Source organism: Chelativorans multitrophicus, assembly GCF_011317445.1.
In the GTDB taxonomy this organism is placed as follows: domain Bacteria; phylum Pseudomonadota; class Alphaproteobacteria; order Rhizobiales; family Rhizobiaceae; genus Chelativorans; species Chelativorans multitrophicus.
Map to the genome: position 1 here is coordinate 86,836 of NZ_JAAAPL010000003.1, position 15,834 is coordinate 102,669.

The 15,834-nt window shown below is 60.7% G+C and carries 15 protein-coding genes; 8 read left to right on the forward strand and 7 right to left on the reverse strand.

All coding sequences use genetic code 11. The features are described 5' to 3' along the window. Positions 1–65: 65 nt before the first annotated feature. On the forward strand, positions 66–1,121 hold the full coding sequence (locus tag GNP00_RS14895; RefSeq protein WP_011583077.1) for an ABC transporter ATP-binding protein: 1,056 nt from the start codon (positions 66–68) through the stop codon (positions 1,119–1,121). Positions 1,122–1,151: 30 nt separating this feature from the next. On the opposite strand, the gene GNP00_RS14900 is transcribed toward GNP00_RS14895, so the two are convergent. Next, complete coding sequence (locus GNP00_RS14900) at positions 1,152–2,291, reverse strand: GlxA family transcriptional regulator (protein ID WP_343037186.1); 1,140 nt, start codon at positions 2,289–2,291, stop codon at positions 1,152–1,154. An 87-nt stretch (positions 2,292–2,378) separates the two neighbouring features. Here GNP00_RS14900 and GNP00_RS14905 point away from each other — a divergent pair, with 87 nt between their 5' ends. The 3 genes from GNP00_RS14905 to GNP00_RS14915 are packed head-to-tail and all read left to right on the forward strand — an operon-like array spanning position 2,379 to position 5,286. Then, complete coding sequence (locus tag GNP00_RS14905; protein WP_011583075.1) at positions 2,379–3,830, forward strand: NAD-dependent succinate-semialdehyde dehydrogenase; 1,452 nt, start codon at positions 2,379–2,381, stop codon at positions 3,828–3,830. Between the two features lie 55 nt (positions 3,831–3,885). Beyond that, the gene (locus GNP00_RS14910) at positions 3,886–4,944 is read left to right on the forward strand and encodes an LLM class flavin-dependent oxidoreductase (RefSeq protein WP_011583074.1); all 1,059 of its coding nucleotides are present in this window, start codon (positions 3,886–3,888) and stop codon (positions 4,942–4,944) included. Positions 4,945–4,983: 39 nt separating this feature from the next. Then, complete coding sequence (locus GNP00_RS14915; protein WP_011583073.1) at positions 4,984–5,286, forward strand: hypothetical protein; 303 nt, start codon at positions 4,984–4,986, stop codon at positions 5,284–5,286. Between the two features lie 354 nt (positions 5,287–5,640). Here GNP00_RS14915 and GNP00_RS14920 read toward each other — a convergent pair whose 3' ends face one another. From GNP00_RS14920 to GNP00_RS14945, 6 genes are all read right to left on the reverse strand, one after another. Further along, positions 5,641–6,693: an aldo/keto reductase gene (locus GNP00_RS14920; protein ID WP_041544902.1), complete on the reverse strand. Its 1,053-nt coding sequence runs from the start codon at positions 6,691–6,693 to the stop codon at positions 5,641–5,643. Positions 6,694–6,759: 66 nt separating this feature from the next. Continuing rightward, complete coding sequence (locus GNP00_RS14925) at positions 6,760–7,374, reverse strand: dihydroxyacetone kinase subunit L (RefSeq protein ID WP_166016134.1); 615 nt, start codon at positions 7,372–7,374, stop codon at positions 6,760–6,762. Positions 7,375–7,376: 2 nt separating this feature from the next. Further along, the gene (locus tag GNP00_RS14930; protein ID WP_041544900.1) at positions 7,377–8,372 is read right to left on the reverse strand and encodes a dihydroxyacetone kinase subunit DhaK; all 996 of its coding nucleotides are present in this window, start codon (positions 8,370–8,372) and stop codon (positions 7,377–7,379) included. 60 nt (positions 8,373–8,432) lie between these two features. Continuing rightward, a complete protein-coding gene (locus tag GNP00_RS23740; RefSeq protein WP_011583069.1) occupies positions 8,433–8,774 on the reverse strand; it encodes a carboxymuconolactone decarboxylase family protein in 342 nt (113 codons plus the stop codon). Between the two features lie 118 nt (positions 8,775–8,892). After that, entirely contained in the window at positions 8,893–9,582 is a 690-nt protein-coding gene (locus tag GNP00_RS14940) for a GntR family transcriptional regulator (RefSeq protein WP_246263724.1), read from the reverse strand. 120 nt (positions 9,583–9,702) lie between these two features. Next, entirely contained in the window at positions 9,703–10,590 is an 888-nt protein-coding gene (locus tag GNP00_RS14945) for a dihydrodipicolinate synthase family protein (RefSeq protein ID WP_011583067.1), read from the reverse strand. A 246-nt stretch (positions 10,591–10,836) separates the two neighbouring features. Here GNP00_RS14945 and GNP00_RS14950 point away from each other — a divergent pair, with 246 nt between their 5' ends. The 4 genes from GNP00_RS14950 (at position 10,837) to GNP00_RS14965 (ending at position 15,800) form a co-directional block, all read left to right on the forward strand. Next, positions 10,837–12,549: an IlvD/Edd family dehydratase gene (locus GNP00_RS14950; RefSeq protein WP_011583066.1), complete on the forward strand. Its 1,713-nt coding sequence runs from the start codon at positions 10,837–10,839 to the stop codon at positions 12,547–12,549. After that, positions 12,536–13,426, forward strand: coding sequence for an amidohydrolase family protein (locus tag GNP00_RS14955; protein WP_011583065.1), 891 nt, complete (start codon positions 12,536–12,538; stop codon positions 13,424–13,426). Before GNP00_RS14950 ends, GNP00_RS14955 begins: the two co-directional genes overlap by 14 nt. Before the next feature lie 108 nt (positions 13,427–13,534). After that, positions 13,535–14,038, forward strand: a complete 504-nt coding sequence (locus tag GNP00_RS14960; RefSeq protein WP_157038133.1) for a flavin reductase family protein — start codon at positions 13,535–13,537, stop codon at positions 14,036–14,038. Between the two features lie 103 nt (positions 14,039–14,141). Beyond that, a complete protein-coding gene (locus GNP00_RS14965; RefSeq protein WP_011583063.1) occupies positions 14,142–15,800 on the forward strand; it encodes a GMC family oxidoreductase in 1,659 nt (552 codons plus the stop codon). Positions 15,801–15,834 lie beyond the last annotated feature (34 nt).

Sequence of the window (15,834 nt, forward strand, 5' to 3'; positions counted from 1 at the left end):
CGCCACGCGGGATCGGGCCATAGTCTGCGAAGAGGTGTGGAAGAAGAACCAAGGGAGGAGCAGCATTGGCGACAGTAGATATCGATGGTGTGCAAAAGCACTTCGGCGCGCTGCATATCATCCGGGACATTTCCATACACATCGACAACGGTGAGTTCATCATTCTGGTTGGGCCTTCTGGCTGCGGAAAGTCCACGCTGCTGAGAATGATTGCCGGCCTGGAGAATGTCACTGGCGGCCAGATTCGCATTGGGAACCGGGTGGTCAACGATCTGGCTCCCAAGGACCGCGACATTGCCATGGTTTTCCAGAACTATGCGCTCTATCCGCACATGACTGTGCAGAGAAACATGGATTTCTCCTTGCGGATGCGCAATGCGATGGACGCAGAAGCGGATCAGCGCGTGGCAAATGCCGCATCCATTCTAGGTATCGATCACCTGTTGGACCGCTTTCCCAAGCAGCTTTCCGGCGGCCAGCGCCAGCGGGTGGCCATGGGCCGCGCGATCGTGCGCAACCCGCAGGCCTTCCTCTTCGACGAGCCGCTCTCCAACCTGGATGCCAAGCTGCGCGTGGCGATGCGTGCCGAGATCAAGGAGCTGCACCAGCGCCTCGGAACGACGACGATCTATGTCACCCACGACCAGATCGAAGCCATGACCATGGCCGACCGCATCGTCGTTATGAACGGCGGTATCATAGAGCAGATTGGAAAGCCGCTCGATCTCTACGACAATCCACGCAACGTCTTCGTGGCCTCGTTCATCGGCTCGCCTTCGATGAATCTTGTAGAGGGCCGGATAACTGGTGGGATGTTTCAGGCAGGCGACGGCATCCTCTCGCTCAAGCTTGCAAGCGGCCCAGCGAATATGGAAGGGCGCCCGGTAACCTGCGGCTTCAGGCCCGAACATCTCAACATAACGAGCACCGGTTCGCCGGCGACGGTGGCTATCGTCGAGCCGACGGGATCCGAGACGCAGATCATACTACGCGCGGGAGACAAGGAATTGGTCTGCTTGTCCCGCGAGCGCGTGTCGCTAAGGCCGGGCGATCCGGTGACGATCAACGTCGAGCCCAAACATCTGCTTCTCTTCGATTCCAAGACTGGCCTGCGCCTCTGACGGCCAGCGGACGCGCCGGATAGATCGCGGTCAGTTATCCTCCGAGGCGGCAGAATGCCCGGACTCCGAGCTCTTTTGGCGGGTCAAGGTGGGTGGCTCGCCGAAGGCTGCCCGATACTGTCGGCATAGATGGGAGCCGTCGGAAAACCCGCAAGCGGCTGCAATCCGCGAGATCGATTCAGTTGTGCTCTTGACCAGTTCCCTAGCGTATTGGAGCCGGATCTCGGAATAAACCTTGAGCGGCCGCTTTTTCATGTATTTGGCAAACAGGCGCTCCAGTTGCCGTTCCGACACCGCTGAAGCGCTGGCGATCTGTGTGAGCGACAATGGCCGTTCCAGATTGGCTTCCATCATCTCGAGCGCGCGGATAAGGCGGGGTTCCGTGACCTCATATCGGATCTTGGTGTCCATGCGCTGGGCCTCGTTGTCGCTGCGGAGGCGCGCCAGGAGCGCCTCCTCGGCGACCTGCTTCGCGAGCGTCGAGCCCAGACCCCTGCTGATGATGGAAAGCCCAAGGTCGAGGGCGGAAAGGCCACCTGCCGCAGTGAGCCTTTCACGGTCGACGCAGTAGAGACCACGGCTCAGCCTGACACGCGGGAAGCGCTCGAGGAATTGTTCATGATGTTTCCAGTGCGTCACGCACCGATAGCCGTTGAGCAGGCCTATTCGGGCCAGCAGCACGGCTGCCGAACCGATCGGCGCAAGCAACTTGCCCTTGGCCGCCTGCGCCTGGAGCCAGACTTCGAGCCGCTGGTCGCGGAACTCTGCCGAATTGAGGCTGGAAATGACGAAGGTAATATCGAAGGACGGATCGTCGGCCACCTCCTTATCGGTCTTCACGATAATATCGTTGCTCGACCGAACTTCGCGTCCCGTCACTCCAACCGTTTGGCAAACATAGGTTGCCGCGCCGGTTTGGGAATTTGCGAGACGAAACCCTTCCCAAGCAGCGCTCAAGGTGAGAAGGCTGAATTGGGGAAGAAGTACGAAACCTAATCTTCTCGCCGTATCGAGCTCTCGACGAGAATTGCCGGGCGGCGATGCGTTTAACATCCCTTTGCTTTCCAAAGCCGGTCCAAGTTCTCTTTTAGATTTCCCGCTTGAGGGCCATACGTCTTTCGGTACGAACCACCGGGTTCCCGCCATTGGTACACCGGTTGTCGGAATCATTCAATATATTGTCGCGAAGGTCCGGGACATTTGCCTGCTTTCAAAACAAAAACGCTTAGGCACAAAGACAACGCTGAGGCGCCACCCATGAGCGGTCGCAAATATCCCAACCCTTCGCTGTTCATAAACGGCCGGTCCGTCACGGGCCGGGGTGCGAAGGAAGAGATGGTCATCGATCCTTCGAACGAAGAGGTACTCGGCAGCTATCGCTCGGCTGCACCCGAGGATTTGCAGGAGCTGTTGGACTCCGCAGCTGCGGGTTTCGAGAAATGGCGGAGGACTTCTGCATATGAGAGATGTGAGATCCTTCACAAGGTCGCGGCCGCGCTGCGCGAAAATGCGCAGGAGATAGGATCTCTGCTGACGCTTGAAACGGGCAAGATTCTCTCCGAATCGATAACGGAAGTGCGCGGCGCTGCCGACCATTTCGACTGGTCAGGCGAAGAGGGGCGGCGGCTTTATGGCTACACCGTTCCGGCCCGCCGCGCGGAAAGCCGGCTCCGCGTCGAGCTGGAGCCGCTTGGGATCGTGTTTGCGCTCATCCCATGGAACTTTCCCCTCGGAACCTCGGCGCGCAAGGTTGCCCCCGCTCTCGCGGCGGGCTGCAGCGTCATCCTGCGCCCGCCCGAGGAAGCGCCGGCCACTGTAGAAGCGTTTGTTCGCTGCTGCCAGGAGGCAGGTCTTCCTCCTGGTGTGCTCAACATGGTGCTTGGCAGCCCGAAGGATGTGGTTGAACCCCTGATGGCATCCTTCTCGGTGCGGGCCGTAACCTTCACGGGCTCGACGCGCGTCGGCAAGATTCTGATTCAGCAAGCCGCGGACACGGTCAAGCATCTCGTCCTCGAACTGGGCGGACATGCGCCGGCAATCGTGCTGCCGGATGCCGACCCCAAGAAGGTCGGCGTTGCAGCGGCACGGGCCAAGTTCCGCAATGCGGGCCAGGTGTGCGTGTCCCCCAGCCGCTTCATCGTTCACGAGAAGATCGTCGAGCCCTTCACCCAGGCAATGGTCGAGGAAACGCGCTCCATCAAGCTTGGAAGTGGGTTTGACGCGGGAGCGCAGATGGGACCGCTCACCACCGCACGTCAGCGCGAGCGGGTGGAAAGGCTGGTCGAGGACGCACGCTCGAAAGGTGCGCGCATCCTTGCCGGCGGCCAGCGCCCATCCGGATTTAACCGTGGCTTCTTTTTCGAGCCCACGGTTCTGGGAGACGTGCCGGATACGGCTCTCATCTTCGAGGAAGAACCGTTCGGGCCGGTAGCACCGATCATCCCCGTCCGGTCCGTGCAAGAGGCGGTCGAGAAGGCGAACGCGGTCAAATGGGGGCTTGCGGGCTACCTGTTCACCTCATCGCTAGCTGATGCGACGAAAGTTTCCGAAGCCATGCAGGTGGGCATGGTGGGCCTGAACACCTTCGCCGCGGCCGCTCCCGAAGCTCCGTTCGGAGGCGTCAAGGAGAGCGGTTACGGCCGCGAATGTGGCCTCGAAGGCATTCGCGAGTTCGTCTCTTCAAAACTCATCCACACGGATATTGGCTGAATATTGGAAGCTGCCCCCTGGGGGGTCCTTTCGAACAATCCAAGGAGTACGCAAAGTGAGGCTCCATGCATTTCTGCTTGGGCAGTCCGCCGAGCAGACAATTGATACGCGGCACATCTACCCGACGCTGATCGAAGACGCGAGGCTGGCGGAGAAGTTTGGATATGATGGCGCCTGGTTCGCCGAGCACCATTTCTCCAACTACGCGATTGTGCCCAATTCTTTGACGCTGGTCGCCGCAATCGCGCAGGCGACGAGCACCATCCGCCTTGGGACGAGCATCATTCTGCTGCCATTGCGAAATCCGATATTCGTTGCTGAAGAGATCGCCATGGTGGATCAGCTCGCCAACGGACGTCTCGAGGTCGGCTTTGGTCGGGGATATCAGCCTTACGAATTCAAACGCCTCGGGATCGACTTCAAATCATCCGGGGAGCGGCTGAACGAAGGATGCGACTTTCTCATCCACCTGTTCAAGAACCCTGACGCGCCATTTTCGTCCAGCTTTTATTCGGTGGACGGCGTGACGATCACTCCTTCCCCCCGCCAGGAGCCGCATCCGCCATTTTGGCTCGCCTGCGGCTCTCCGGCCTCGATCGGCATGGCGCTCGACAAGGGTATGTCGGTGGTGATGAACATCGGCAACAACGGCAGTGAACTCGCAGAACGATCGGCTCAGATGTTCAGGGATGTATGCCGCGAACGGGGCATTGATCCGAAATCCGTGCGGTTCGCGATGCAGACGCACGGTTATCTCATCGAGGGCAGCCAGGATGAGGACGTGATCGTGCGCTCCGGCGGCTATCTCCATCGCGTTCAGCAGCGGCTGCGGGAGGAACGTGAAAGGCTCGTGCGGGGCATCAACGACGCCAGCGGAGGCGAGAAGGGCGAGCCCACATTCGAGGGATGGTCCAAAGCCAGCCTGATTGGCTCACCGGACCACATCCGCCGCCAGATTGCTCGCTTTAGCTCGCTCGGCGTAACCGATCTGTTCGTGACCTACCGCTACGGATTCGTCACCACAGAGGGCACGCGCAAGAGCCTTGAATTCATCGCCAATGAGGTCAAGGCATTCAACGCGTCAAACAACCCGGCAAGGAGGGCTGCAAGCTAGAAGTTTGCAGGCCAAGGCTTCGGTATCAGGAAACGAACAATGATCGTTCAGGTGTCAGCCGGCAAAGTTGCTTTATTCGAACCCGACGACTTCCGTAAGTTCAAGGTGACGTTGGATTCCAGTTCCGAAGACGCGGCTGCAAATGTCTTGAAAGGCCCCCTCCTTAGGTTGGAGGGGACCGATACTGCCTGGGTCGACATCGAGTCCCTGGTGGCGCTCTCCGGGAAGGCAAGTGAGGATATCTGGGTGGCATCCCTTCAAAGGATGATCGAGGGAGCGCGTGCACACGGCTGGATCTCGGCAGACGGCAAGGAGATTCGCGCTCACATCGAACGCGTCTGAGCGTGACTGGCGAATACGCAGGGAATGCTGCTGACCGGGCGGCAAGTGGGCGCGCTGACGCAGCCGGATATGCCGGGCTGGATAAAAAAGCGGCCTCCAAAAGCAGCGAAACTAGCGTCTCAATTTATTATCGGTAGGCCGCTCGCGGTATCACCGTTGCGCTGCCACAGTCAGGCGGCTTCGCAGTAACAGCATTTCTCTATCGTGGGCTGGGTTTCATCCCCGAGAAATTACAAAACAGCTCCTGAGAAACCTTAGCTGCGGCGTTCGCGCCCTCTGCCTACGGCGATGGCAACCCGCCTCACAGGCGCTGATCTCCCGCGCGGCCTCTAGCGTGCCCCACCAGGCTGGCGCCTAGTCGCGAATGAAGTCCTGCAGGAATGAGATATCCGCAGGACCCAGACGGGCTTTTGCTGTCCGGACCTGGTGCCAATAGGGGTAAGGCAGCGGTAGCGCGCTTACCTTTGAAAGGCGTGCGTTTTCCTCATCGCTAAGCACGAGGTCGGCGGCCGCGAGATTATCGGCCAGCTGCTTTTCGCTGGTTGCACCAATTATGAGGTTGGAAACCCCGGGCCGTCGCATGGTCCAGGCCAGCGCGACCTGCGCCGCCGTGGCGCCACGGCTCTGCGCGACATCGACCAATTCTTCCACGATGCGATAAAGGCGGTCAGTATCGTGCACCGGAGGCGAGCCCCAATCACGCAGATGACGGCCCTCAGACGGCGACTGCGAGCGACGATATTTGCCGGAGAGAAGTCCGCCGGCAAGAGGACTCCAGACGGTTATCCCTACCCCCTGGTCCACGGCAATCGGCACAAGTTCGTATTCGGCCTCGCGCGCCAGGAGCGTGTAATGGATCTGCTGGCTGCAAAATCTCGGAAAACCGTGGCTCTCAGCAACGCCGAGGGCTTTCATTACATGCCAACCGGAAAAATTCGAGCAGCCTGTGTAGCGGATCTTGCCGTGTTCCTGCAGCGTCTGCAGCGCCCCAAGCGTTTCCTCCAGCGGCGTCAGACCGTCCCATGCATGCACATAGTAAAGGTCTATATGGTCGGTTTTCAGCCGCCTGAGACTCGCCTCGCACTGGGCGATGAGATGCGCGCGTCCTGATCCGCGTTCATTCGGGCCGTTTCCGGCCGGCATGCCGGCCTTGGTTGCAATCAGGAGCTTGTCACGCTTGCCCTGAACAACTTCGCCGACAATCTCCTCGGATGCTCCAGAAGAATAGACATTCGCCGTGTCGATGTGGTTGACGCCTGCATCGACGGCCATGTCTACGAGACGCGCCGCACTGCGAAGATCCGTGGTCCCTACCTTGGCGAACACGCCCTCGCCGCCGAATGTCATGGTTCCGAGCGTGAGCACTGAAACACTCAGTCCGGAAGACCCTAGCTGTCGGTATTCCAAAACCCACTCCTCCATGACTCGAAAGTTGCGACATCGATTATGTCAGAACGCTCAACCATGAATGCGTCAGCGGGAAGTAACTTCCCCGCAGACTGCTTCGACAAGGCGGGTGAATGCGAGCATGCCCGGGTCGTCAATGCCCTTGCTCCTGTCACCAAACATACGCGCCCGGCCGAGGCGGCAGGGCCTGTCGCGGAATTCGACGAGCATCTGGTTCGCTGCCTTCTGCGATCGCACCTTCGCCTCCGCCCCATCGTCCAACCCGTCAATCGCGCGGCCCACGGCATCGATCGAATCGATCACGGTCTTGTCCCCGAGCGCACCTCCACCCCGCGACAGCATGGCATCCCGTGCTGCGAGCATCACTGCCCCAAGCCCGCCCCACGGGACTTCGCTCCTGCCCTTCAGGCGATGGGAGGCAGCAAGAAGAGCGGTCATCAGAAGCGTGCCAAGGCTCGAACCGGTTGCACCCGCTGCCGCCGTAGCCAGGCTCTTGAACGCATCGCCGAGGTCGTGCGGCAATGAAACCGCATCCAACCGCTCGAATAGGCGTCTGAGCATGATGCCCGTGTCACCGTCTCCAAGCTTGCCGTCGGCGGCATTCAGTTCGCTTTCGAATTGGGCGGCCGCGACCGCGGCTCGGTGGACTGCGGCATTCAGTTCGGTATGGGTAAATCCCATCGCTACACCTTCCAGAAAGGGCAATCCGCCGGCGCAGCGAGCAAGCTTTCGAGCTCCTCGTCGACCGCAAGGATGCTCACCGAGAAGCCGGCCATCTCCATTGAGGTCGCGTAGTGGCCTACCAGCGGGCTCACGATTTCGATGCCGCGCTCCTTGAGGAGGGATGCGATCGAACGATAAGCGATGAACAATTCCTCCAGTGAAGTCGCACCGAGGCTGTTGACGAGGACGGAAGCGCGGCCGCCGTTCTTGACGAAGCTGTCCTCAAGGAGGCGAGCGACCATCTCCCCGGTAAGTGCATCCGCCGGTTTCAGGCGATCGCGCCAAATTCCGGGCTCGCCGTGAATGCCGATCCCCATTTCGACCTCATCGTCGCCAATCGTAAAGGTAGGGCCAGCAGCCCCCGGGATCTGGCAAGCCCCCCAGGCGCAGCCGATGGTGCGGCAGCGATCAACGGCTGCCTCCGCCACGCGCGTGACCTCCTGCAGGTCCGCGCCTTGGGCCGCCTTCGCACCGGCCACCTTGTAGGCATATATAATTCCCGCGACGCCGCGCCGTTTTTCACGTTCGTTTTCGGCACCACTGGCAATGTCGTCGCGGCCAAGTACGGTGGTCAGTTCGATACCTTCGCCTTCCAGTAATTCTCCGGCGAGATTGAAATTCATGCGATCGCCGCCATAATTGCCGAACAGACGCAGGACTCCCCTCCCTCCATCCGCCGCTCGAATGGCGTCCATGCACGCTTCAACACTCGGTCCCGCGAAGATATCGCCGATCGCGCAGGCATCGAGCAGGCCTTCTCCCACATAGCCCGTGAAGAGAGGCAGATGCCCGGAGCCTCCGCCGGACACGATTCCGACCTTGCCCTTCACCGCCCCGACAGCCCTCGCAATGACTCGTCCGTTCGATCCCGTCCGCACGAGCGCAGGGTGCATGGAACAGAGCCCATCCAGCATCTCGTCGACATAGTCGTCGGCAGCATTCATCAGTTTCTTCACAGCAGCTTTCCCCTCGAGAACAATAGCCGGCACCGTCGCGCCGACAGGGCGGCAGCGGCCTCAGGCCCCCTTTGCCGCCTTGATTTCCGCATCAATGTCGTCCAGCCACTGTATTGCCCTGGCGACCTGGAACAGCGTCGATGTCGAGCAGAGCGTGACGAGGACGGCGTGTTCAACCGCCGCCCTGGACGTGCCGGCCTCGATGAGGCGGCGCGCATGGGTTTTGAACGCATCCTCATAGCCCAGGAGGGCGAGCCCGGAGATCACGATGAGCTCGCAGGTAACCTTGTCCAACGGGCCTGCCGCGACCACCGCGGCCCGCATCGCGCGGAAGCCTGCAGCCGCATCCGCCGAGGCCTCTTGCAGGTATGCAGAAGTGAGTTTGTTAAGGGTTCTGGGCACGAATTGTCTCCCCTGCGATCCGAACCAGAAACTAATGGTGGGCAGGGGATTGTCCTGAACACTTCCGACGAGTCTTTGGCTGGACCCGTCATCTCCAGCCGTGGTCCAGCGGTGGCATTCAGCGCAGCGGAGACGCGATCCCCGCTCGTTCCAGGTAGTGCTGCCTCGAGGGATTGAGGTGCGCGACGCACAGCTCCGCAAGCAACCAGTTGTCCCTTCCCCGCAGCATGTTGATCATCAGGCGATGATGTTCTGTCGAAATCGTCCGCATCCCAGCGTCCGCAATGCTGCCCGCCCTCACAGGAAGGCTCAGCAGCATGAAGCGCCTGATCTCCTCGAGCAGATATTCGTTGCCGCATTCGGCGAACATAGTCAGGTGAAAAAGATCATTCGCCTCGTGAACCCCGCGCAGGTTCCCTTCCGCGGCATGGCGTTCATAGGAGGCCTGGATGACGGACAGCCGTTCAATGAGCGTCTCCTTGGCGGGCAGCCTTATCAGCATCGCCGCCTTCCTGTGGAGCAGCTCACGGATCTCGTAGATCTTGTTGACCTCGTCGATGCTAAGCGTTCGCACGACGGCGGATTTGTTGCGCTCCCGCACAACAAGACCGGTCCTCTCTAACTGAACCAGTGCCTGCCGGATGAGGTGACGCGTGCCGCCAAACCTGGCGAGAAGGGTATCCTCGACAAGCCTCGTCCCCGGGGGGAGTCTACCGAAGATGATGTCTTCCTCGATCGCTCTGGCGGTTTCGGCCTCGCGCCCGATGTAATGGGCGAACTCCGACTGCTGCAAAATTTCGTCGTCCATGACGTTCTCCGAACCGCGCCTGGCACGCTGGCTTTCGGAACCAATAATGTCATCCCGACAGCGATCGCAATCGCCGTTGCCGATACCTTTCGTCGCCACACCGCCGGCCTGACATACCGCTCAAACCGAGGAGACGATGCGGTCGTACTCAGAAAAGAGGCTCCGCTCGGCGGCGTCGCTCCATCGGACGAGTGGCGGCATCGGGTCGGCAATTGTCGGCTCCCGGCGCATGTGGGATACCAAGGCCTTCACGCCCGCGACCAGCGGTTTGCCGGTGAAAAGCGCGCGGATCGAGACGGCTGCGCCGAGCGCGCCTTCATCACCGTCGCGGAATGCCCTGCTGCAGAACGGGGCGTTCACGTTTGCGGTCGCTGATATGCAGCCAGCAAATGAACCGTTCCGCGCTTCGAGCAGCGTGGCTTCGTTGGAAGGAAACACGTCGAAATCGGCTTCCAATTGCGCTGCCTCGTTCGCGTAGTCCATGTTGCCGGAGGAATCCTTGAGTCCGGCGATACGGCTTCCTAGCTCCGCCCGGAGCCGCTTTATGAGGTCGATGCTATAGGGGACGCCTGAAAGGGCGGGGAAGTTGTAGAGGTAGATCGGAATGGGGGAGCTGGTGCGGTCGGCTATAGTGGCAAGGTAGCGGACGACCCCCTCGTCCGCCACGTCCTTGTAGTAGAATGGCGGTAAGATAAGAGCTCCTGCAAATCCAAGTTCGCCGGCGAGTGCGGTAAGCTGGCTCGCATCAGCCACAGACGCGGCGCCCGTGCCGACCATCATCCGGTCGAGCGGCAAGCCGGAACCCGCTATGGCCGTCATCAGCTGCTGCCGTTGCGCCAGGCTGAACGAGGTGGCCTCGCCCGTGGTGCCCAGAACGTTCAGTCCGTCGCAGCCTTCGTCAAGAAGTTGACGCGCAAGCGCGATGAAGCGCGTTGCGTCCGGCCCGTTGGTAGACAGGATGGGAGTAACGATAGCGGCAATGACACCGCGCAAGCGCTTTGGGTGCATGATTGATTTTCCCGTTTACCGATGCAAGCGACGAACGCGATCCGGTCTTGGACTGCGCTTCGTCCATACCACCCGCCGCTTAGAATATGAGGCGCAAATTGTCAATAATCTATGGCCTTTTTGGGAGAATTCCCGAATTTGCGGTGATCATTATTGACAATTTGCCCCGTCAAGCGATAACCCGAGCCTACCGAGCTGCAAAATCGAGCGCGTTTAGTGCCTGCAGAGGGTGGAGGAGAAAAGTCGATGGAGAATGGGCTTCGCAAGGGCTTGACCGACTATGGGGACAAGGAATTTTCCCTGTTCCTTCGCCGCGTATTCATCAAGGCAATGGGCTATTCCGACGAAGCTCTCGATCGCCCGATCGTCGGGATCACGAACACCTTCAGCGACTACAATCCCTGCCATGGCAACGTTCCTGCCCTGATCGAAGGTGTGAAACGCGGGGTGATGCTTGCGGGCGCCCTGCCCATGGTTTTTCCGACCATCTCGATTCATGAGAGCTTTGCTCATCCGACATCGATGTTCCTTCGGAATCTGATGTCGATGGACACCGAGGAGATGATCCGCGCCCAACCAATGGATGCGGTCGTCCTGATCGGCGGGTGCGACAAGACCCTACCCGCACAGATGATGGCGGCGGTAAGCGCCGGCATCCCCTCCATCGTACTTCCAGTCGGACCGATGGTGGTGGGGCACCACAAGGGAGAGGTTCTGGGCGCCTGCACAGACTGCCGGCGGTTGTGGAGCGGTCATCGGGCCGGCCGCATCAGCAAGTCCGAGATCGACGAGGTGAGCGGGCGACTTGCCCCGTCGGTGGGGACGTGCATGGTCATGGGTACGGCCAGCACCATGGCCAGCATGTGCGAAGCGCTGGGATTTTCACTGCCGATGAGCGCAAGCATCCCGGCGACTCATGCCGAACGGATCCGATGCGCCGAAGCGACTGGGAAGCGAGCGGTTGAAATGGCCCGCAGCGGCGGGCCCCTGCCGCACGAGATCCTTACGCAGGATTCCCTTCACAACGCGCAGGTTTTGCTGCAGGCCCTTGGGGGTTCGACCAACGGCCTAATCCACCTTGCCGCGATCGCTGGTCGCGCCGGCCTTTCGGTCGACCTGGAGGAGTTCGATGCCTTGGGACGTTCAGTTCCGGTGCTGGTCGACCTGAAACCGTCCGGAATGCATTACATGGAGCATTTCCACCATGCGGGCGGCGTACCACGCTTGCTTGCCGAGTTATCGGACCTACTGCGCCTCGATGCCCGGACGGTCACCGGCGGGATTCTCGCCGATATCGTCTCGCAGGCGGAAATCGTTCCCGGCCAAACGGTGATCCGGCCGAGATCGGCACCGATCAGTCCGGAGGGCGGCATGGCGGTGCTGCGGGGCAACCTGGCTCCTGACGGGGCGATCATCAAACAGTCGGCGGCCTCCAGCGCCCTCGCCCGTCATCGTGGCGTCGCCCTCGTGTTCGATTCCCTGCCCGACCTGATGGCTCGCATCGATGCGCCCGATCTTGATGTCTCCCCCGGCACCGTGCTCGTGCTCAGAAACGCCGGCCCCAAGGGCGCGCCCGGTATGCCGGAGGCAGGCTATATACCTATCCCCAAGAAGCTGGCCAGCAGCGGGGTCACAGACATGGTCCGCATTTCCGACGCACGCATGAGCGGCACCGCTTTTGGAACGGTCGTCCTGCATGTGGCCCCTGAAGCCGCGGTCGGCGGACCATTGGGGCTTGTCAGAACCGGGGACGAGATCGAGCTTGACATACCCGGGCGCCGGCTTGAGCTTCTCGTCAGCGAGGAGGAATTAAGCAAGCGGACACCGTCAGCCCCACCGCAAGACCTTCCGCAACGAGGATACGCGAGACTTTTTCAGGAGCAGATCCTTCAGGCGGACAGAGGCTGTGATTTCGAATTCCTCATCCCTCCTCCGGATTCGCGACATGATGGCAGATAGCGACCCTGTCCCACCCGGTGCTCCTCGCTGCCTGCCGCCTCGACGGCTGGAGCGCACACCGCACTTTCTTCCGCCCCCCGGCAGCTGCGATGCGCATGTCCACGTCTTTGCACCCGATAGCGCAGGCCATCTGGCCGCCAGGCGCAGCTACACGCCGCATCTGGTGACACACGAGCAGTATTCCGGACTGGCCGAAAGACTCGGACTGGAACGCGCGGTACTCGTCCAGCCAAGCGTCCTTGGAACCAACAACTCCGCCCTGCTCTCCGCCTTGTCCGAACATCCTGATCTATGGCGCGGGATTGTCGTCATACCACCCGGATTGCCCGACCGAGAACTTGCCGACCTGCACATGCGGGGCGTACGCGGCACCCGCATCAATCGCATCAACCCGGGTGGTCTGGAACTGACGGACATAGCAGCCCTGGGGCGCAGGCTGGAACCCTTTGGCTGGCATATCCAGCTTCAGATCAATATCGAAGAGATCCAGGACCTGTCGGCACTGGCCCGACAATGCCCCGTCCCGCTCGTAATCGACCACTTGGGATTTGCACGGCCCGAAGCCGGCGCGAAGGCTGGTCCGTTCCAGTCGCTGCTGAGGGAGGTCGAAGAAGGTCGTCTCTGGGTGAAGCTTTCGGCACCATACAGGCTTAGCCGCTCCAAAGACTATGAGGACCTTCTTCCCCTGATCGACGCTCTGGTCGCCGCACGCCCGGACCGCCTCCTATGGGCCACGGACTGGCCTCACACCGGATTGTGGTCGGACATGCCCGACGATGCGGATCTGGTCGATCTCATACCGGTATGGCTACCCGACGAGGGACTGCGCCGGATGGTTCTGGTGAATAATCCGAGCGATCTGTATTGGGCAACGTAACGGTGCCTGGACCCGAGTCCGAATCATTCAAGAAGTAGGCGGGAATATTCAGGACAGAAACACAGGCTCCTACCTATATGGTAGTTGTCTTTGACGGTAGGACTTCCAATGATCATAGAGGACATTCAACACGGGTTTCGCGGCGCAATGCGGCGATTGGCAAGCACTGTAAGCCTTATCAGCTGCTCGGATGGCGCCGAGCGCTACGGCATAACAGTTACAGCCGTGACCTCGGTCTGCGCCGAGCCTGCTGCCGTCCTGGTATGCGTAAACAAATCTGCGTCGATACACGATCCGCTCGTTGCAGAAGGGAATTTTTACTTAAACCTCCTCTGCAGCAATCAGATTTCCCTGTCCGAGGCTTTCAGCGGCAAGATGAAGGGCCGCGAGCGTTTCGAACTTGGAAAATGGGAGACGGGGCGCAATGGGCAGCCGTTCCTGGTGGATGCGCAGGCCAATCTTTTTTGCCTCATCGACAGTGTCGTGCACTACGGGACGCATTCCGTGGTCATAGCCCGGGTAAAGGAAGTGCGCCTCGCCGAGGGCATCGCGCCACTCATTTATCAGGACGGCAAATATGCGGCGACCGCCCCTCTGCCGGAGTTTACTTGACCGATGACAGAACCGACGCCAACCATTACCCGAGGATCACATCGCTCGTCGGTCCTAATCCGGCGCCGGTCGGCCTCACAGAAGGCAAATCTGGACTAAATCGATGAATGCTTCGGATGCGTCGGTTTACGACTATATCGTGGTCGGGGCAGGATCCGCGGGCTGTGTGCTCGCGAACAGGTTATCGGAAAACCGTCAGCTGCGGATCTTGCTGATCGAGGCGGGCGGCTTGGACTGGAACCCCCTGATCCACATCCCCATGGGTTGCGGAAAGCTGATCCGGACACACATGCATGGCTGGGGCCTGGTGGCGGAACCGGACGAAGGGCTTCTCGGCCGTCGTGATCCCTGGCCGCGCGGGCGCGTCCTAGGCGGCACCTCGTCCATCAATGGGATGCTGTACGTTCGCGGAAACCCAAGTGACTACGATCTCTGGTCGCAGATGGGGAACCGGGGCTGGGCGTTCGACGACGTCTTCCCCTATTTTCTTCGCTCCGAAGGCAATGTCGACCGACGCGACCGCTGGCACGGCAATGACGGGCCGCTGGTCGTCCAGAAAGCGCGGTCGCAGCATCCGCTTTACGAAGCATTCGTTGAGAGCGGTGCGGCGGCCGGTTTTCCGCTCAACGATGATTTCAACGGGGCCCGCCAGGAGGGATTTGGGCGCTACGATTTCACCATTGACCGGGGTCGGCGTTGTTCCTCGGCCGCCGCCTATCTAAACCCGGTGCGAGATCGTCCGAACCTGGATGTCATGACCTCCGCGCACGTATCTCGGATTTTGATCGAAGACGGCGCCGCAACTGGCGTGGAGTATCGTAGGAAGCAGGAAACCAGGCGTGCAAATGCCACACGGGAAGTCATCGTTTCAGCCGGAGCGATTCATTCCCCTGCTATCCTGATGCGGTCCGGCATTGGTGATCCCGCCATACTGACCAGGTTCGGCATTCCAGTGCACATGTCACTGCCGGGCGTCGGCAAGAACCTTCAGGACCATATTTCCATCTCGGTCCAGTTCGGCTGCAATCGGCCGATCACGCTGCACAGCATGGCCCGTATCGATCGAGCGGCATTCATGATGACGCGAGCGGTTCTGTTTCGCACGGGGGAAGGCGCAGTTTTCCCCGCCGAGGCCGGCGCCTACACCCGCACCAGGCCCGACCTCGAATACCCGGATCTGGGCTGGGTGTTTTTCCTTGGGCTGGGCTCCTCACGGGTCCGCATCCCCTTCCTTTCGGCGCTGCGGCCAGATCCGCTTGAACAGGAGGGGTTCATGGTCAAACTGCTGTTGCTCAGGCCCGAGAGCCGCGGCGAGATAACCCTCCGTTCGGCTGACCCAGCCGACGCGCCGGTGATCTACGCCAACGCACTTTCCGCGCCAAGCGACGCGGAAGCCTTGATCAGAGGCGTGGAGCAGGTACGCCTGGTCGCCTCGAAGGCCCCGCTGTCCGAATTTATCAGCACCGAGCTCGGCCCTGGTACGGAAGCCGTTTCGTCGGCCCAGATCGAAAAATTCGTCCGCAGCACGGCGACCACCGGACATCATCAATCGGGCACATGCAAGATGGGATCGGACCCGATGGCAGTCGTGGACGACGAACTGCGTGTGCATGGCTTGCAGGGGCTGCGTGTCGTGGACGCATCCATCATGCCCAACATCGTCAGCGGCAACATCAACGCCCCCGTCATGATGATCGCGGAGAAGGCGTCCGACCTCATTCTCGGACGGGCCGCACGTCCGTTGGAGGCGCGAGCGGCCTAACCCGGCGGCCGCGCCGGCAATATCCGGTCGGCGC